The organism is Stenotrophomonas lacuserhaii, from assembly GCF_039674585.1.
Taxonomy (GTDB): domain Bacteria; phylum Pseudomonadota; class Gammaproteobacteria; order Xanthomonadales; family Xanthomonadaceae; genus Stenotrophomonas; species Stenotrophomonas pennii_A.
The window spans coordinates 59,412-77,966 of the sequence record NZ_JBDJNU010000015.1 but is presented as its reverse complement, the minus strand read 5'-3'; the positions used below and the strand labels follow the sequence as shown (position 1 = coordinate 77,966).

14 protein-coding genes are annotated in these 18,555 nt (G+C 68.0%); 11 read left to right on the top strand and 3 right to left on the bottom strand.

Annotated features, from left to right (window positions below; genetic code table 11):
• Positions 1 to 238: 238 nt before the first annotated feature.
• Positions 239 to 1,948: a gamma-glutamyltransferase gene (gene ggt / locus ABE522_RS08340; protein ID WP_346591286.1), complete on the bottom strand. Its 1,710-nt coding sequence runs from the start codon at positions 1,946 to 1,948 to the stop codon at positions 239 to 241.
• A gap of 523 nt (positions 1,949 to 2,471) precedes the next feature.
• On the opposite strand from ggt, the gene ilvC reads away from it, so the two are divergent.
• From ilvC to leuB, 9 genes are all read left to right on the top strand, one after another.
• Entirely contained in the window at positions 2,472 to 3,446 is a 975-nt protein-coding gene (gene ilvC / locus ABE522_RS08335) for a ketol-acid reductoisomerase (RefSeq protein ID WP_346591282.1), read from the top strand.
• Positions 3,447 to 3,485: 39 nt separating this feature from the next.
• Entirely contained in the window at positions 3,486 to 5,222 is a 1,737-nt protein-coding gene (gene ilvG, locus ABE522_RS08330) for an acetolactate synthase 2 catalytic subunit (RefSeq protein ID WP_346591281.1), read from the top strand.
• Positions 5,206 to 5,457: an ACT domain-containing protein gene (locus tag ABE522_RS08325; RefSeq protein WP_346591280.1), complete on the top strand. Its 252-nt coding sequence runs from the start codon at positions 5,206 to 5,208 to the stop codon at positions 5,455 to 5,457. Before ilvG ends, ABE522_RS08325 begins: the two co-directional genes overlap by 17 nt.
• Positions 5,458 to 5,544: 87 nt before the next feature.
• Entirely contained in the window at positions 5,545 to 6,645 is a 1,101-nt protein-coding gene (locus ABE522_RS08320) for a threonine dehydratase (RefSeq protein ID WP_346591279.1), read from the top strand.
• Positions 6,642 to 8,225: a 2-isopropylmalate synthase gene (locus ABE522_RS08315; RefSeq protein WP_346591278.1), complete on the top strand. Its 1,584-nt coding sequence runs from the start codon at positions 6,642 to 6,644 to the stop codon at positions 8,223 to 8,225. Before ABE522_RS08320 ends, ABE522_RS08315 begins: the two co-directional genes overlap by 4 nt.
• Positions 8,226 to 8,235: 10 nt before the next feature.
• Positions 8,236 to 9,009: a class I SAM-dependent methyltransferase gene (locus tag ABE522_RS08310; protein WP_346591277.1), complete on the top strand. Its 774-nt coding sequence runs from the start codon at positions 8,236 to 8,238 to the stop codon at positions 9,007 to 9,009.
• A 62-nt stretch (positions 9,010 to 9,071) separates the two neighbouring features.
• Entirely contained in the window at positions 9,072 to 10,490 is a 1,419-nt protein-coding gene (gene leuC, locus ABE522_RS08305; RefSeq protein ID WP_346591276.1) for a 3-isopropylmalate dehydratase large subunit, read from the top strand.
• Positions 10,490 to 11,068, top strand: a complete 579-nt coding sequence (gene leuD / locus ABE522_RS08300) for a 3-isopropylmalate dehydratase small subunit (RefSeq protein ID WP_346591275.1) — start codon at positions 10,490 to 10,492, stop codon at positions 11,066 to 11,068. The genes leuC and leuD overlap by 1 nt, the downstream gene beginning before the upstream one ends.
• Positions 11,058 to 12,122, top strand: a complete 1,065-nt coding sequence (gene leuB / locus ABE522_RS08295) for a 3-isopropylmalate dehydrogenase (RefSeq protein ID WP_346591274.1) — start codon at positions 11,058 to 11,060, stop codon at positions 12,120 to 12,122. The genes leuD and leuB overlap by 11 nt, the downstream gene beginning before the upstream one ends.
• Before the next feature lie 526 nt (positions 12,123 to 12,648).
• On the opposite strand, the gene ABE522_RS08290 is transcribed toward leuB, so the two are convergent.
• Positions 12,649 to 15,816, bottom strand: a complete 3,168-nt coding sequence (locus ABE522_RS08290) for an efflux RND transporter permease subunit (RefSeq protein ID WP_346591273.1) — start codon at positions 15,814 to 15,816, stop codon at positions 12,649 to 12,651.
• A 4-nt stretch (positions 15,817 to 15,820) separates the two neighbouring features.
• Positions 15,821 to 16,957, bottom strand: coding sequence for an efflux RND transporter periplasmic adaptor subunit (locus ABE522_RS08285; protein WP_346591272.1), 1,137 nt, complete (start codon positions 16,955 to 16,957; stop codon positions 15,821 to 15,823).
• Positions 16,958 to 17,078: 121 nt separating this feature from the next.
• Between ABE522_RS08285 and ABE522_RS08280 the strand changes: the two genes are divergently transcribed.
• Both ABE522_RS08280 and ABE522_RS08275 read left to right on the top strand, forming a co-directional pair.
• Complete coding sequence (locus ABE522_RS08280; RefSeq protein ID WP_346591271.1) at positions 17,079 to 17,768, top strand: TetR/AcrR family transcriptional regulator; 690 nt, start codon at positions 17,079 to 17,081, stop codon at positions 17,766 to 17,768.
• 139 nt (positions 17,769 to 17,907) lie between these two features.
• Complete coding sequence (locus ABE522_RS08275; protein ID WP_101098992.1) at positions 17,908 to 18,555, top strand: protein-L-isoaspartate O-methyltransferase family protein; 648 nt, start codon at positions 17,908 to 17,910, stop codon at positions 18,553 to 18,555.

The window sequence follows — 18,555 nt, the reverse complement described above, 5'->3', positions numbered from 1 at the left end:
CCATGGGTCGGCGCTACCGTTTTTTTTCTTCTTCATCACGCCGGGGGGCGGCCATCGAAATCGTCAGGGCGACGGGCGGGTGGGGTTGGCAGGACGCTGAGCCGCATGGATGCGGCGATGCAGCCTACAGGGACGCACTTGCGGCGTGTCCTGTCAACCCCACCCGCCCGTCGCCAAACACGTAACCTGCTTCCAGCCACCACCCGCGAGGGGGGCCTCACCCGTTCGACGCCTGCCCTCAATACCCCGCCGCCTGCCCGTCCTTGCGGCTCTCCGACGCGCCGTAGTAAATGCCCGTCTCCGGATCGCGCAGGATCGCCTGGTAGCCGCCATACGGACCGTCGGCGAACACCACGCGATGGCCCTTGCGCATCAGCGCGCGGATCGTGTCATACGCAAACCCGGTTTCCAGGTTGACCTCGCCGCCGTCGCTCATCGCCGTGGCCTGGCCGGTCGGCTCGGTCGAACCCTCGTGCTGGATGCGCGGCGCATCACCGGCTTCCTGCAGGTTCATGCCGAAGTCCACCAGGTTCATCACGATCTGCGCATGCCCCTGCGGCTGCATCGCCCCGCCCATCACGCCGAAGCTTGCATACGGCTTGCCGTCCTTGGTGATGAAGCCGGGAATGATGGTCTGGAACGGACGCTTGCCCGGTGCATACCCGTTCGGGTGGTCCTTCTGCAGCACGAACATCTCACCGCGATCCTGCAGGATGAAGCCCAGTCCCGGGGGCGCCATGCCACTGCCCATGCCGCGGTAGTTGGACTGGATCAGCGACACCATCATGCCGTCGGCATCGGCGACGGTCATGTAGATCGTGTCGCCCTCTTCCAGCTGCTTCGGCGTGCCCGGCTGCACTTCCTTCAGTGCCTTGTCCATCGAAATCAACGCACGGCGCTCGGCGGCGTACTCCTTCGAGATCAGCTTGGCCACCGGGGCGGCCGGCTGGAACGCCATGTCCGCGTAGAAGCGCGCGCGGTCGGCGAAGGCCAGCTTCTTGGCTTCCACGAACAGGTGCACGTGTTCGGCCGAGCCGAAGGGAATCTTCGAGAAATCGTAGCCTTCCAGCACGTTGAGGATCTGCAGCGCGGCGATGCCCTGGCTGTTGGGCGGCAGCTCCCACACGTCGTAACCGCGGTAGTTGCTGCTCACCGGATCGACCCATTCGCCATGGTGGGCAGCCATGTCATCGAAGCTCAGGTAACCGCCGTTGGCCTTGAAGTAGCTGCCGATGGTGCGCGCGATGTCGCCCTTGTAGAACGCGTCGCGGCCGCCATCGGCGATCCGCTGCAGCGTGTCGGCCAGGTTCGGGTTCTTCCACAGCTCGCCCTTGCGCGGGGCATGGCCGTTGATCGTGAACTGTTCCTTGAAGCCGGGATACTGCGACAGCCGCGGCACCGAGCGGTCCCAGTAATACGCGATGACCTCGGCCACCGGATGGCCTTCGCGTGCGTAGCGGATGGCCGGCGCCAGGTTGTCGGCCATCGGCTTGCGGCCGAAACGCTCGTGCAGGGCGAACCAGCCATCGACCGCACCAGGCACCGACACCGGCAGCGGACCGGTGGCCGGGATTTCCTTCAGTCCGCGGCGTTGGAACTCGGCCAGGGTGAGCGATCGCGGCGAGCGGCCGGAGCCGTTGTAGCCATGCAGCTGCCGGGTCTTCGGATCCCAGACGATGGCGAACAGATCGCCGCCGATGCCGTTGCCGGTCGGCTCCATCAGGCCCAGTGCCGCGTTGGCGGCAATTGCAGCGTCGACCGCGCTGCCGCCGTTTTTCATCACGTCCAGCGCGATCTGGGTGGCCAGCGGCTGCGACGTCGCCGCCATCGCATGCGGGGCGATCACTTCCGAACGGGTGGCAAAGCCGTGGCCGGTCACGCGATCAGCGGCGAGGGCAAGCGCGGGCAGCGTCGCCAGCAGGGCAGCGGCCAGCAGGCAGCGGGTCAGTCGTCGGGTCACGTCGGGGCGTTCCTGGAAAGGGATACTGCGATAGTCGCCTGTCCGCGCGTTGCCGGGTATCCGGCATAGGTCATGGACGTGCCGCGCGGGCTCGCCCGCTACTGCGCGAATGGCGCGAACGGCTCGCTCCGCACTGCGGTGCGACGCTGGTTTCATGCGCAACAATGCAGGTGGCACAAGGCTTTCGCGTGGATTCAGTGGCAACCAATCCGCATCCGTCGACAAGGGTTGACACACCTTGGCGCGCATGTTTTCCTCGGACCCATGTTGCAGCGCCACACGCCACCGCCAACGAACTTCGAGCCCGCCGCCACCGGCGCCGCCTCGCTGCGTTCGCTCCTCGTACTCGTACTTATTAGCCAGCCCACCGGAGCGGGACGAGCCAGCGTGTAAGCAACAGACACACAGGTACTCGATCAGAACCCGCACCGGTCCCGGCGCGGGTTTTTTCGTTTCAGAACAGGGCAACACCCTCCCTCCTCACCCGACCCCTCTGCAAGGAACCACCACGATGAGCACCAACGACCTGCCCCAGACCAAGATCGCTGTCGTCGGCTACGGCAGCCAAGGCCGCGCGCACGCACTGAACCTGCGCGAATCCGGCTTCGACGTGGTGGTCGGCCTGCGACCCGGCGGCCCGACCGAAGTCAAGGCCCAGGCCGACGGCTTCACCGTCAAGGCACCGGCCGAGGCGGTGAAGGATGCCGACCTGGTCGCCGTGCTGACCCCGGACATGGTGCAGAAGAAGCTGTACGAAGACGTGCTGGCACCGAACATGAAACAGGGCGCGGTGCTGCTGTTCGCGCACGGCCTGAACGTCCACTTCGACATGATCACCCCGCGCGAGGACCTGGACGTGGTGCTGGTCGCGCCGAAGGGCCCGGGCGCGCTGGTCCGCCGCGAATACGAAATCGGCCGCGGCGTGCCATGCATCTGGGCCGTGCACCAGGACAAGAGCGGCAACGCCGCCAAGCATGCACTGGCCTATGCCACCGGCCTGGGCGGCGCGCGTGCCAACCTGATCCAGACCACGTTCAAGGAAGAGACCGAAACCGATCTGTTCGGCGAACAGGCGGTGCTGTGCGGCGGCGCCTCGGCGCTGGTGCAGGCCGGCTTCGAAACGCTGGTGGAAGCCGGCTACCAGCCGGAGATCGCGTACTACGAAGTGCTGCACGAACTGAAGCTGATCGTGGACCTGTTCTACGAAGGCGGCATCTCGCGGATGCTGGAGTTCATCTCTGAAACCGCGCAGTACGGCGACTACGTCAGCGGCCCGCGGGTCATCGACGCCGGTACCAAGGAGCGCATGAAGGAGGTCCTGAAGGACATCCAGGACGGCACCTTCACCAAGAACTGGGTTGCCGAATACGAAGCGGGACTGCCGAACTACAACAAGTTCAAGCAGGCCGACCTGGACCACCCGATCGAGAAGGTAGGCAAGGAACTGCGCGCCAAGATGGTCTGGCTGCAAGGCCAGGCCGCGTAACCCACGCGGCCCTCCCCCACCCGCTCTGCAAGGTTTCCCATGAACAACCCCGCACAACGCAGCGCGCCGCCCAACGGCGCGCGCTGGCTGACCCAGGCGCTGGAGGCCGAAGGCGTGCAGACGCTGTTCGGCTATCCAGGCGGTACGATCATGCCGTTCTACGATGCCCTGGTGGATTCGCGGCTGAAGCACGTGCTGGTGCGCCACGAGCAGGGCGCCGCACTGGCCGCCAACGGCTTCGCGCGTGCCAGTGGCCGGGTCGGCGTGTGCATCGCCACCTCCGGCCCCGGCGCATCCAACCTGGTCACCGGCATCGCCGATGCGATGCTGGATTCAGTGCCGATGGTCTGCATCACCGGCCAGGTCGCCACGCCGTTGCTGGGTACCGATGCGTTCCAGGAACTGGACGTGTTCGGACTGACCCTGCCGATCGTCAAGCACAGCTGGCTGGTGCGCAGCGTGGATGACCTGCCGCGCGTGGTCGCCGAGGCGTTCCGCATCGCGCGCGAAGGCCGTCCCGGGCCGGTGCTGATCGACCTGCCCAAGGATGTCCAGGTCGCCGATGCCAGCCATCTGCCGGCCCACGTGCCGGCCACCGTGGAGGCACCGCCGGCGCCGGCGGAGCAGGCCATCGCCGATGCCATCGCCGCCATTGCGGGCGCGGAAAAGCCGGTGATCTACGCCGGCGGCGGCATCGCGCTGGGCGATGCCGTGGATGCGCTGCGCGACTTCGCCGCGGCCAGCGGCATCCCCACCGTACTGACCCTGCGCGGCCTGGGCGCACTGCCGGCAGGACATCCGCAGTCGCTGGGCATGCTGGGCATGCATGGCACCCGCGCAGCCAACATGGCCGTGCAGGAAGCCGACCTGCTGCTGGTGCTGGGTGCGCGCTTCGATGACCGCGCCACCGGCAAGCTGACCGAGTTCGCGCCGTTCGCGCGCGTGGTGCACATCGATGCCGACGCCTATGAAATCTCCAAGCTGCGTACCGCCGACGTCGCTGTTCCGGGCAACGTGGCCCAGGCCATCCGCGCCCTGCACGCCGCCTTCCCGGCACCACCGGCCACCCAGTCCGCCTGGCGCAGCCGTTGCGCGCAGCACCGCGAGAAGTTCATCGCCCGCTACGATGCGCCGGGCAAGCACATCTACGCGCCTGCGCTGCTGAAGCGCCTGAGCGAACTGGCCCCGGCCGATGCGGTGATTGCCTGTGATGTCGGCCAGCACCAGATGTGGGTGGCCCAGCACTGCCGCTTCAACCACCCGCGCAACCACCTGACCAGCGGCGCGCTGGGCACGATGGGCTTCGGCCTGCCGGCGGCGATGGGCGCGCAGTTCGCCTGCCCCGAGCGAACCGTGGTGCTGGTCTCCGGCGATGGCAGCTTCATGATGAACGTGCAGGAGCTGACCACCATCGCGCGCTGTCGCCTGCCGGTGAAGATCGTGCTGCTGGACAACAGCTCGCTGGGCATGGTCCGGCAGTGGCAGGAACTGTTCTTTGCCGAGCGCTACAGCGAGATCGACCTGTCCGACAACCCGGACTTCGTCGCACTGGCCAAGGTGTTCGGCATCGCCGCCACCCGCATCGACGCGCGTGACGAGGTGGAAGGTGGGCTGGCGGCACTGCTGGCCGAACCCGGCCCGGCGCTGCTGCACGTGGCCATCGACGCGCGCGCCAACGTGTGGCCGCTGGTGCCGCCCAACACCGCCAACAGCACGATGCTGGAAGCCAACCCCGCCCATGCCAGCCAGGAGGCTCCCAATGCAATACCGGCTTGACCTGGTGCTGCATCCGGCTGAAGGCGCGCTGCTGCGTGTGATCGGCATGGCCGAGCGACGCGGCTTCGCCCCGCGCGCCATCCACGGTGCACCCGATGCCGACGACCACGGCCGTTGGCACCTGCAGCTGGTGGTGGACGGGACCCGTCCGCCGGAAACCCTGTGCCGGCAGATCGAAAAAATCTACGACTGCGTATCGGTGCAGGTGACCGAACTGCAGGGAGCAGCCGCATGAACGCCCGTACCGTGCAAGCGGTGCCGGCACGGAGGCGTCTTCTTCGGCGCCCGTCGTCGTGGCCGTGCGCTCAACGCGTGGTCCACCATGCCTGCCGCTGACCGCGCCGGCACCGAACCTGACGTAGGCGATGTAACCGTCGCCGACGTGCTGGCCGCGCAGGCCCGCCTGCGCCGCTTCCTGCCGCCCACGCCGCTGCATCACGCCGAGCGCTTCGGCACCTGGCTGAAGCTGGAAAACCTGCAGCGCACCGGTTCCTACAAGGTCCGCGGCGCACTGAACGCACTGCTGGCCGGCCGCGAGCGCGGCGACCTGCGCCCGATCATCTGCGCCTCTGCCGGCAACCACGCCCAGGGCGTGGCCTGGGCCGCGCATCGGCTGGGCGTGCAGGCGATCACCGTCATGCCGCACGGCGCGCCGGCCAACAAGATCGCCGGCGTCGCCCACTGGGGCGCCACCGTGCGCCAGCATGGCGACAGCTACGACGACGCCTGGGCGTTCGCGGTGGAGCTGGCCCAGCGTCATGACTACCGCTTCCTGTCCGCCTTCGACGATGCCGATGTCATCGCCGGCCAGGGCACGGTCGGCATCGAACTGGCCCCCCATTCGCCCGACGTGGTGATCGTACCCATCGGCGGCGGCGGCCTGGCATCCGGTGTCGCCCTGGCGCTGAAATCACAGGGCGTGCGCATCGTCGGCGCGCAGGTCGAAGGGGTGGACTCGATGGCCCGCGCGATCCTCGGCGACGTCCGCCCGATCGCCCCGGTGCCCTCGCTGGCCGACGGCGTGCGGGTGAAGATCCCCGGCTTCCTGACCCGCCGCCTGTGCGCCTCGCTGCTGGACGACGTGGTGATCGTGCGCGAAGCCGAGCTGCGCGAGACGCTGGTGCGGCTGGCGCTGGAAGAAAACCTGATTGCCGAAGGCGCCGGCGCGCTGGCGCTGGCCGCCGGTCGACGGGTCGCCGGACGCCGCAAGTTCGCGGTCGTCTCCGGCGGCAACATCGATGCTTCGGTGCTTGCCGGCCTGCTCACCGACGTGCGCCCACGCGCCCCGCGCAAACCGCGCCGGCGCCGCCCCGAAACCCTGCGAGCGCCCGCCGTGGCGGTCGCACCGCCCGCCTTGAAACCTGCTTCTTACCCTTCCCATCTGCACGCCGCACTGCCCGCTGTCGAGGAGACTTCCCCATGACCACGCCGACCATCGAACGAATTACCCCGCCGCGCATCCGCATCTTCGACACCACCCTGCGCGACGGCGAACAGTCGCCCGGCTGCAGCATGAGCCCGCAGCAGAAGCTGGTCATGGCGCGTGCGCTGGACGAGCTGGGCGTGGACGTGATCGAAACCGGATTCCCGGCCAGCTCACAATCCGACCGCGAGGCGATGACGATGATCGGCCGCGACGTACAGCGCCCGATCCTGGCGGTGCTGTCGCGCTGCCTGGCAACGGACATTGAAACCTCGGCACGCTCGCTGGACTCGGCCGCGCACCCGCGCCTGCACGTGTTCCTGTCCACCAGCCCGCTGCATCGCGAGCACAAGCTGCGCATGACGCGTGAACAGGTGCTGGAGTCGGTGCGCAAGCACGTCGCGCTGGCGCGTTCGTACATCGACGATGTCGAGTTCTCCGCCGAGGACGCCACCCGCACCGAACTGGACTACCTGATCGAAGTCTCACGCGTGGCGATCGCCGCCGGTGCCACCACCATCAACCTGCCGGACACGGTCGGCTTCACCACGCCGGAGGAAATCCGCGCGATGTTCCAGCAGGTCATCGCCGGCGTCGCCGACGTCAGCGGTTCCGAACGGGTGATCTTCAGTGCGCACTGCCACAACGACCTGGGCCTGGCCGTGGCCAATTCGCTGGCCGCCATCGAAGGCGGCGCCCGCCAGGTCGAATGCACCGTCAACGGCATCGGCGAGCGCGCCGGCAACTGCTCGCTGGAAGAGATCGCCATGGTGCTGAAGGTGCGCCAGGCCTTCTACGAGCAGGACACATCCATCAACACCCCGCGCATCGTCGGCACCTCGCAGCTGCTGCAGCGGCTGGTCGGCATGCCGGTACAGCGCAACAAGGCGATCGTCGGCGCAAACGCGTTCGCGCACGAGTCCGGCATCCACCAGCACGGCATGCTGCGCCACCGTGGCACCTACGAAATCATGCGCCCGGAAGACGTGGGCTGGGAAGATTCGCAGATGGTACTGGGCCGCCACAGCGGCCGCGCCGCAGTCGAGGCGCGTTTGCGCGCACTGGGCTTCTGGCTGGAAGAAGAGGAACTGAAGCTGGTGTTCGAACAGTTCAAGTCGCTGTGCGAGCAGCAGCGCGTGGTCACCGATGCCGACCTGCAGACCCTGATGCAGGGCGGCGCCAGCGCCCCGGGCTACCGCCTGGCCTCGATGACCATCAGCGATGTCGGCAGCCGTGCCAATGCACTGGTCGAACTGTCCGATCCGGATGGCAACCGGGTGGCCGAAACCGCACAGGGCGATGGCCCGGTGGATGCGCTGTTCGGTGCCCTGTCTTCGGCCACCGGCGTCAGCCTGCAGCTGGACAGCTACCAGGTGCACAGCGTGGGGATCGGCGCGGACGCACGCGGCGAAGCCAACCTGAGCGTACGCAGTGGCGAGGACGTCTTCGAAGGCACCGGCACCAGCCGCGACATCATCGAAGCCTCGGCATTGGCCTGGCTGGACGTCGCCAACCGCCTGCTGCGCCAGCGCGAAGCCTCTGCCGCCCCTGACACCGCCGCTGCGGCGGCCCACGCCTGAGGATTCCAGCATGAGCGCTTTCACCTCCGTCAGCATCGACGCCGGCCAGACCTGGAATGCCCAGGATTACGCCATCGACGCCGGCTTCGTGCCGGTGCTGGGCAGCGCGATCGCGCGCCTGCTCGACGCACGGCGGGGTGAACGGGTCCTCGACCTCGGCTGTGGCGATGGCGTGCTCAGCACCGAACTGGCACTGACCGGCGCGCAGGTGATCGGCGTGGACGCCTCGCCCGAACTGGTGATCGCCGCGCGCGCACGCGGGGTCGATGCGCAGGTCATGGACGGCCATGCGCTGGCCTTCGATGGCGAGTTCGATGCGGTGTTCAGCAACGCCGCGCTGCACTGGATGCACGAGCCGGACCGCGTGCTGGCCGGCGTGCGGCGTGCATTGAAACCCGGCGGACGCCTGGTCGCCGAGTTCGGTGGCGATGGCAACGTCGCCGCCATCGTCGGCGCCGTGCAGGCTGCCCGGGTGGCGCACGGCCACGGCGAAAGCGCGTTCAGCTGGTACTTCCCCACCGTGGAGGCGTACAGCGACCGCCTGCGCCAGCATGGCTTCCACGTGCAGTTCGCCGAGCGCGTGGAGCGCCCCACGCCGCTGCCCACCGGCATCGCGGGTTGGCTGCGGGTGTTCGCCGCGCCGTTGCTGGCCGACCTGGACAGCGCGACTGCCTGTCGCATGCGTGATGCCGCCGAAGCACTGCTGGCCGACCTGCCACGTGATGCGTCGGGCCTGCCGCTCGCCGACTATGTGCGGCTGCGCGTGCTCGCACGTCGCCGCTGAGTGTTGACCTCCCCCTGATTACCCCTGATGTTCTTCATCGCACCTTCCTGCCAGGCCATCGCATGACCCCCGCACCCAGCACCCTGTACGACAAACTGTGGGACGCCCACGTGGTCGTCCCCGAATCCGACAACGCGCCCGCCGTGCTGTACATCGACCTGCACCTGATCCACGAAGTGACCTCGCCGCAGGCCTTCACCGAGCTGCGCGAACGCGGCCTGTCGCCGCGCCGGCCGGACCGCACCAAGGGCACCATGGACCATTCCACGCCGACGCTGCCCGCGCGCGCCGATGGCTCCCTGCCCTATGCCAGCGCGGCCTCCGAAGCCCAGGTGGCGATGCTGGCAAGCAACTGCGCCGAGTACGGCGTGGAACTGTTCGACATGGCCTCGGCCGACCGCGGCATCGTGCACGTCATCGCGCCGGAACAGGGCTTCACCCTGCCCGGCATGACCATCGTCTGCGGCGACAGCCATACCTCCACCCATGGTGCGTTCGGTTCGCTGGCGTTCGGCATCGGCACCAGTGAAGTCGGCCACGTGCTGGCTACCCAGTGCCTGCTGCAGCGCAAAGCGAAGACCATGGCGATCACCGTGGACGGCGCGCTGCCGGCCGGCGTCGGCGCCAAGGACGTGGTGCTGCACATCATCGGCGTGATCGGAGTCAACGGCGGCACCGGCCACGTGCTGGAGTTCCGTGGCAGCACCATCGCGGCGATGGACATGGAACAGCGGATGACCCTGTGCAACATGTCCATCGAAGCCGGTGCACGCGCCGGCATGGTGGCCCCGGACCAGGTCACCTTCGACTGGGTGGCCGCCACCCCGCGCGGGCCGAAGGGTGCCGACTTCGATGCCGCCGTGGCGCGCTGGTCGCAGCTGCGCAGCGATGACGGTGCACGCTTCGATGCAGAGGTTTCGATCAACGCGGCCGACATCCGTCCGACCCTGACCTGGGGCACCCATCCGGGTACCGCGATCGCTGTGGACGCGCCGATCCCGGCGGCCAACGATGCCGCTGCACAGAAGGGCCTGGACTACATGCAGCTGCATGCCGGCGACACCCTGCAGGGGACGCCGGTGGACGTGGTGTTCGTGGGATCCTGCACCAATGGGCGGCTGAGTGACATGCGTGAAGTCGCCCAGGTGCTGCGTGGCCGGCAGGTGGCCGATCACGTGCGCATGCTGGTGGTACCGGGCTCGGAAATCGTCAAGCGCCAGGCCGAAGCCGAAGGCATCGATGCCATCGTGCGCGCCGCCGGTGCCGAATGGCGCGAGCCCGGCTGCTCGATGTGCATTGCGATGAACGGCGATCTGGTAGCGCCGGGGCAGCTGGCGGTGAGCACCAGCAACCGCAATTTCGAAGGCCGCCAGGGCCCGGGCTCGCGCACCTTGCTGGCCTCGCCGATGACCGCCGCGTGGGCCGCCGTCAATGGCCGCGTCTCCGATACCCGCGACCTGTTCAACCAGGAGGTGGCCTGATGAGCGGCTTCCGTACCCTGGCGTCGGCCAGCGTGGTGCTGCGCCAGACCAACATCGACACCGACCAGATCATCCCGGCGCGCTTCCTGTCCACCACCGAACGTGCCGGCCTGGGCCGCAACGCGTTCAACGACTGGCGCTGGACCGCCGATGGCACGCCCAACGCCGATTTCGCCTTCAACCAGCCGCAGAACGCCGGCCGCAGCATCCTGCTGGCGGGGCGCAACTTCGGCTGCGGCTCCTCGCGCGAACACGCGCCATGGGCCCTGACCGACCTCGGCCTGCGCGCCATCGTCAGCAGCGAGATCGCCGATATCTTCCGTGGTAATTCGCTGAAGAACGGCCTGCTGCCGGTGGTACTGGACGAAGCCGACGTGCAGGCGCTGATGCAGCGCCCGGACGACGTGCTGACCGTCGACATCGCCGCACGCGAACTGCGCACCCCCGATGGCCGCGTCTACACTTTCCCGCTGGACGGTTTCTCGCAGACCTGCCTGCTGGAAGGTGTCGACCAGCTGGGCTACCTGCTGGGCCGCGTCCCCGACATTGAACGTTACGAGACTGAACATGCACGCTGAGATCGTCGTACTGCCCGGTGATGGCATCGGCCCGGAAGTGGCCGCCGCCGCCGTGGCCGTACTGGAAGCCGTCGCCACCCGTTTCAACCACAGCTTCAACTTCAACGAACACGACATCGGCGGGATTGCCATCGACCGTCATGGCGAGCCGCTGCCGGCCAGCACCTTGGATGCCTGCCGTGCGGCGGATGCGATCCTGCTGGGCGCGGTGGGCGGCCCGAAGTGGTCCGACCCGAATGCGAAAGTACGTCCGGAACAAGGTCTGCTGGCGATCCGCCGCGCGCTCGGCCTGTACGCCAACCTGCGCCCGGTGCGCCCCCATGAGGCGGCATTGGGCGCCTCACCGATCAAGGCCGAACTGCTGCGCGGCGTCGACTTCGTGGTGGTGCGCGAACTCACCGGTGGCATCTACTTCGGCGAAAAGACCCGCACGGCGGCCGCCGCCAGCGACCTGTGCAGTTACAGCGTGGTGGAGATCGAGCGGGTGCTGCGCAGCGCCTTCGAGCTGGCCCGCCAGCGCCGTGGCAAGGTCACCTCGGTGGACAAGGCCAACGTGCTGGAAACCTCGCGGCTGTGGCGCGACGTTGCCACCCGACTGGGCCGCGACGAGTTCGCCGACGTGGCGCTGGAGCACCAGCTGGTCGATTCGATGGCCATGCACCTGCTGGCCAAGCCACGCGAGTACGACGTGATCGTGACCGAGAACATGTTCGGCGACATCCTGACCGACGAGGCCTCGATGCTGGCCGGATCACTCGGCCTGCTGCCCTCCGCCTCGCTGGGCGAACCGGGGGCGGTCGGCATCTACGAGCCGATCCACGGTTCGGCACCGGACATCGCCGGCAAGGGCATCGCCAATCCCTACGCGACGATCTTCAGCGCGGCGATGCTGCTGCGCCATTCGCTGGGCCTGGAAGCCGAGGCTGCTGCGGTAGAAGCGGCCGTGCACGCGGCGCTGGACGCCGGCGTGTTCACTGCGGACCTCGCTGCTACGGGTGCTGCGGTGTCCACCGCGGAGGCCACCTCAGCCGTTCTCGAACGACTGCAGGGCTGAGGCAACGTCAACGTCAACGTCAGAAGCTGCAGGGCTGTGCGGTTGGCGGGACGGGGCAGGTTCGCGGGGGACGGCAAGAGCCGCTCCTGCGGGCCTCGTTTCGCGCCATCCATGGCGCTCAACGCCCCCGCGCCCCCGCCCCGCCCCACCTTCGACAGGTCCATGGCGGCCTGGGTGCTTTTGGTAGCGCCTTGGCGTGTCGGGTGGAGGGAGCCCCTGAGTCAGGGGCGGCCGCGAAGCGGCGGGGTGTGGGTGGTGGGGATACGGGGCCCACGCTTTGCGCAGCAAAGTGTGGGAGCGACAGCGCGAATGCGATGGCGTGGACCCGCGCCATGGATGGCACGAAACGAGGCCCGCATGGGTGAGGGCGCTTTGCTTGCGAAGCACCGCTTCGCAAGCGCCCGAACGCACAGCCGCCCAGCGGCTGGGCCGGACCCCGGAGGGGCAGCCTTTGCCGTCCCCCGCCCAGCCCCACCGCCCGGCGCCAACCAGCCAGCGTGCTGCAAGCAGCCACCCGCGAGGGGGTTCAACCCGTTCGACCCACCTCACCCGGCCGCACCCGGAACCACGCCGCATACAACGCCGGCAGGAATACCAGCGTCAACACCGTGCCCACGATCAACCCGCCCATGATCGAAATCGCCATCGACCCATAGAACGCACTGCGCGACAGCGGAATCATCGCCAGCACCGCCGCCAACGCGGTCAGCACGATCGGACGGAAGCGGCGCACGGTGGCATCCAGGATCGCGTCCCAGCGGTCATGGCCGGCATCGATGTCCTGCTGGATCTGGTCGATCAGGATCACCGAGTTGCGCATGATCATGCCGGCCAACGCGATCGTGCCCAGCAGCGCGACGAAGCCGAACGGCGACCGGAACAGCAGCAGGAACAGGGTGGCGCCGATGATCCCCAGCGGCGCGGTGACCAGCACCATCGCCGTGCGCGAGAAGCTGCGCAGCTGCAGCATCAGCAGCGTCGCCACCACCACCAGAAACAGCGGCATGCCGGCCTTGATCGAATCCTGGCCGCGCGCGGAATCCTCCACCGTTCCGCCGGTTTCCAGCAGGTAACCACTGGGCAGCTGCGCGCGGATGCCTTCCAGCGTCGGCAGCAGCTGCTGCACCACGTCCAGCGGCTGCATGCCATCGCCGATATCGGCACGCACGGTCACCGTCGGCAGCCGGTCGCGGTGCCAGATGATGCCATCTTCGAAACCATGCTCCAGCGTGGCCACCTGGGACATGCTGATGCTGCCACCGGACGGCGTGGGCATCTGCAGGCTGCCCAGCAGTTCCAGGCTCAGCCGCTCATCTTCCGCGCCCCGCACCACCATCTCGATCTGCCGGTTGCCTTCGCGGTACACGCTGGTCGTCTCGCCGGCCAGCGAACTGGCCACGAAGTTGCTGACCTGGGCGCTGGTGACCCCAAGCACGCGGGCACGGTCCTGGTCGATCACCAGCCGCACCACCTTGCTGGGTTCGCTCCAGTCCAGGTTGACGTTGATGGTGTGCGGGTTGGCGCGCACCTTTTCTTCCACCTGGCGGGCCAGCGCCTGGACCTGCGCGATGTGTTCGCCGGAAATCCGGAACTGCACCGGATAGCCGACCGGCGGCCCGTTCTCAAGCCGGGTCACGCGCATCTGCACGTCCGGGAAGGTGGGCAGCACTTCGCGCTGCAACCAGTCGCGCACGCTTTCACGGGCATGGGTGTCGTTGGCCAGCACCACGAACTGGGCGAAGTTGGTTGCCGGCAGCTGCTGGTCCAGCGGCAGGTAGAAGCGCGGCGAGCCGGTGCCGACGTAGGCCACGTAGTTGCGGACGCCTTCGCGGCCGTCCAGCAGCTTCTCCAGCTTGGCCACCTGGCCGCGGGTCGCGTCCAACGACGCGCCCTCGGCCAGTTCGATGTCCACCATCAGCTCCGGCCGGGTGGAGTCCGGGAAGAACTGCTGCGGCACGAAACGGAACAGCACCAGCGAGCCGATGAACAACAGGAGAGTCGCGGCGATCACCCACCAGCGATGGCGCAGGCATCCTTCCAGGAAGCGCCGGAAGCGCACGTAGAACGGACGCTGGTACGGGTCGTGGTCGTGCCCATGCACCGGTGGCGCGAGCAGGTTGGCCAATGCCGGAAAGCGGTCTGCCCACGCCTGCCGCCGGGCATGCCAGCGACCCAGCAGGCTGCCCGGCTTCGGCGGCTGCCGGTTGTACAGGTCCGGCAGCATCTTGTCGCCGAGGTAGGGAATGAACAGCACCGCCGCGATCCAGGACACCACCAGCGCGATGGTCACCACCTGGAAAAGCGAACGGGTGTACTCACCGGTACTGGAGGCCGCGGTGGCGATCGGCAGGAAGCCGGCGGCGGTGATCAGCGTGCCGGTCAGCATGGGGAAGGCGGTGGATTCCCAGGCGAAGCTGGCCGCGCGCAGGCGGTCGTAGCCCTGCTCCATCTTGGTGGCCATCATCTCCACCGCGATGATCGCATCGTCCACCAGCAGGCCCAGCGCCAGCACCAGCGCGCCGAGCGAAATCTTGTGCAGGCCGATGCCGAAGTAATGCATGACGAAGAAGGTCATCGCCAGCACCAGCGGGATGGTCACCCCGACCACCAGCCCGGTGCGCAGGCCCAGCGAGAAGAAGCTCACCAGCAGCACGATCACCACCGCTTCGGCCAGCACCTGGACGAACTCGCCGACGGATTCTTCCACTGCCTGCGGCTGGTCGGACACCTTGCGCAGCTGCATGCCGGCCGGCAGCGTCTTCTGCAGCCGTTCGAACTCTGCATCCAGGTGCGTGCCGAGTGCCAGGATGTCACCGCCGTCCTTCATCGCCACCGCCAGGCCGATCGCATCCTCGCCCATGAAACGCATCTTCGGCGAGGCCGGATCGGCGAAGCCACGGTGCACGTGCGCGATGTCGCCGAGGTGCACGGTACGCTGGCCGACGCGGATCGGGAACGCGCGGATGTCGTCGATGCTGGTGAACTGGCCACTGACGCGCAGCTGCACGCGATCGCTGCCGGTTTCCAGGAAGCTGGTATTGGCCACCCCGTTCTGCTCGGCCACGGCCTGCTGCACTTCCTGTCGCGAGATGCGCAGCGAAGTCAGCTTGGTGTTGGACAGTTCGATGAAGACTTTTTCATCCTGCAGGCCGACCAGCTCGACCTTGCCCACGTCCGGCACCCGCTGCAGCTCCAGCTGGATGCGATCGGCGTAATCGCGCATCAGCGCGTAGTCGAAGCCTTTGCCGGTCAGCGCGTAGATGTTGCCGAAGGTATCGCCGAACTCATCGTTGAAGAACGGCCCGACGATCTCGCGCGGCAGCGTGGCCCGGATGTCGCCGACCCGCTTGCGCACCTGGTACCAGAGGTCGGGGATCTGCCTGGAACGCAGGTCGTCGCGGGCCACGAAGATGACCTGCGATTCGCCCGGGCGCGAATAGGAGCGGATGAACTCGAACTCGCCGGTGTTCATCAGCGCCTTCTCGATCGGCTCGCTGACCTGTCGCGACACCTGTTCGGCCGTGGCCCCCGGCCACATCGTGCGCACCACCATGATCTTGAAGGTGAAGGGAGGATCCTCGGACTGCCCGAGGTGCTTGTAGGACCACGCGCCGATCAGCGCGAAGGCGAGCATGGCGAACAACACCAGCGGACGATTGGCCAGCGCCCACTCGGAAAGATTGAAACGGCGCACGGGCTTACTCCCCCGCCTTGCTGGCGGCAACCGCCGGCTTCAGTACCGGGCGGTTCTGCCGGTCCACCGCGGTCACCGACTGGCCTGCGCGCAGCAGGTGGCCACCGGCGGCAACCACCCAGTCACTTGCCGTGATGCCGCCCAGCACCGGCACGGTATCGCTGCCGTAAGCCCCTGCGGTGACCGGCACGGCCTTCAGGCGCGAGCTGGACGGGTCCACCACCCAGACGCTGGCGCGGTTGTCGGCACCGCGCTGCAGGGCGGCCAAGGGCAGCTGCAGTGCCGGCTTGCCGTTGCCCCCCACCAGCCCATGCACGCGCGCGCTCTGGCCCAGGCTGACATCGGCCAGCGCGTCGGCGGCCAGGCTGACCCGCGCGGCGAAGGTCCGCGACTGCGGATCGGCGGCGGCAGCGACCTCACGGATCGTCCCCGGCAGCATCGGCCCACCGCGACTCCATGGTTCCACCTGCACCGCCGTACCGACCGGGAAGTCGCGCAGCCTCGCTTCGGGCAGATCGATCCGCACCTCGCGGCCACCGTCGGTGGCCAGCGTGAACAACGTCTGCCCGGCCGCCACCACCTGCCCGGCTTCGGCATCGGGCTCGCGGCTGGCAATCACCCCGTCGGCGGGCGCGCGCAGCTGCGCATAACCAGCCTGGTTGCCCAGCACGTTGGCATTGGCACGCGCAGCGTCCACCTGGCCCTGCGCCGCCTTGAACGCGGCCGCCTGCTGGTCCAGTGCGGAACGGCTGATCAACTGCTGCGCGGCCAGCACTTCGTAGCGCCTGTGGTCGTCACGGGCGCGGACCAGTTCGGCCTGCGCGGCCGCCAGCTGTGCCTGCGACGCGCGTGCCTGCAGGGCGAAGTCTGCCGGGTCCAGCTCCGCCAGCAGCTGTCCCTTGACCACCCGTTGGCCCGCATCCACGTCACGCCGCAGCAGCTTGCCGCCGACCCGGAAAGACAGCGCGCTTTCCTGCCGCGCGCGGACTTCGCCGGGGAACACCGTGGCGCCGTCAGCGGCCGCGACCAGCGGGTGCACCACCAGCACCGGCACGGCGGCGACGGGGGCTTCCGGCTTGTCGGAACAGGCAGCCAGCGCGGCCACTCCCAGTGCAATTCCCATCCAGCGCACGCTCTTCATCGGTGTTCGTCCTGATTACACATTCGAGGGGTGGCAGCTGCGCGGAGGCGCGGCGCCGGGCGGTTTAGTGAACCCGGCGGTATAGTATAAATATCGAACCGCTTGGTCTACTATTACGCCGATGATGTGTCCCTTCTCCCGCAAGAATGCGCCCCGCCCTGCCGGAAAGGCCGCAGGCCCAGGCCGCCCCAAGGACCTTGGCAAGCGTGCCGCCATCCTGGAAGCGGCCAAGGCGCTGTTCGTGGAACAGGGCTACACGGGCGTGAGCATGGATGCCATCGCCGCCCAGGCCGGTGTTTCCAAGCTCACCGTTTACAGCCATTTCGGTGACAAGGAATCGTTGTTCGGCGAAGCGGTCACCTCCAAGTGCGTGGAAATGCTGCCGGATACCCTGTTCGTCGCCGATGCCGAAGGGCCCCTGCGCGACCAGCTGCTGGGCATCGGCCAGGCCTTTTTCGAGCTGGTCACCTCCGATGCGGCGGTGTCGGTACAGCGGGTGATGATGGCGCCGGAGACCGATGACCGCCTGCGCGAGATGTTCTGGCAGGCCGGCCCGCGGCGCACCACCGAGGCCCTGGCCGAGTTCCTGCGCGCCCGGACGGCGCGCGGCGAGCTGGATATCCAGGACTTCCCCACTGCCGCGTTGCAGCTGATGACGCTGGTCAAGGGCGAGCTGCATACGCATATGATGTGCGGCCTGCAGCCGCCGCTGGCGGCCGGTGATGCCGGTCGGCACGTGGCGGCCAGCGTGGATTTCTTCCTGCGCGCGTATGTCCCCCGCCCGGCCCAGGCGGGCGCGCGCGGTGGCTGACACCCACAACCTGAACAAGCCGGAGGTCGCGATGACTTCCGGCACTGCGACCGGCACCGCCCTGAATACATGCTCCGGGTGCGCCGACGGCCTCCGGCACCGGTAAAATGGCCGGCCCACTGCGCTGGATTGGAACCTCATGACGATTGACTACGCACACGCCCGTGAACTGATGGTGGAACAGCAGATCCGTCCTTGGGACGTGCTGGACATCAAGGTGCTCGACGTCCTGGCGCGCCTGCCGCGCGAGGCCTTCGTGGCAGAGAGCCATCGTGCGCTGGCCTATGCGGACATCGAGCTGCCGCTCGGCGGCGGGCAGAAGATGATGAAGCCGGTCGTCGAAGGCCGTACCCTGCAGGCGCTGGATCTGCAGCCGGGTGACGAAGTGCTGGAAATCGGCACCGGCAGCGGTTACCTGTCGGCCTGCCTCGGCGCGCTGTCGCGCGAAGTGCTCAGCCTGGAAATCGATCCCGAGCTGGCCGCCACCGCGCGTGCACGCCTGGACAGCACCGGCCTGGGCACCAACGTGCGCGTGGACGTGGCCGATGCGCTGGCCTGGCAGACCGACCGCCGTTTCGATGTGATCTGTGTCACTGGCGCCGTCGACCGCGTGCCGTCACAGTTCGCCACATGGCTGCGTCCGGGCGGTCGCCTGTACATCATCCACGGCCGTTCACCGGCGATGGAAGCGATCCTGGTCAAGGCCGATGGCAGCACCGAATCGCTGTTCGAAACCGATATCGATTACCTGCGCGGTGCCGCGCCGGCCCCCCAGTTCCACCTCTGA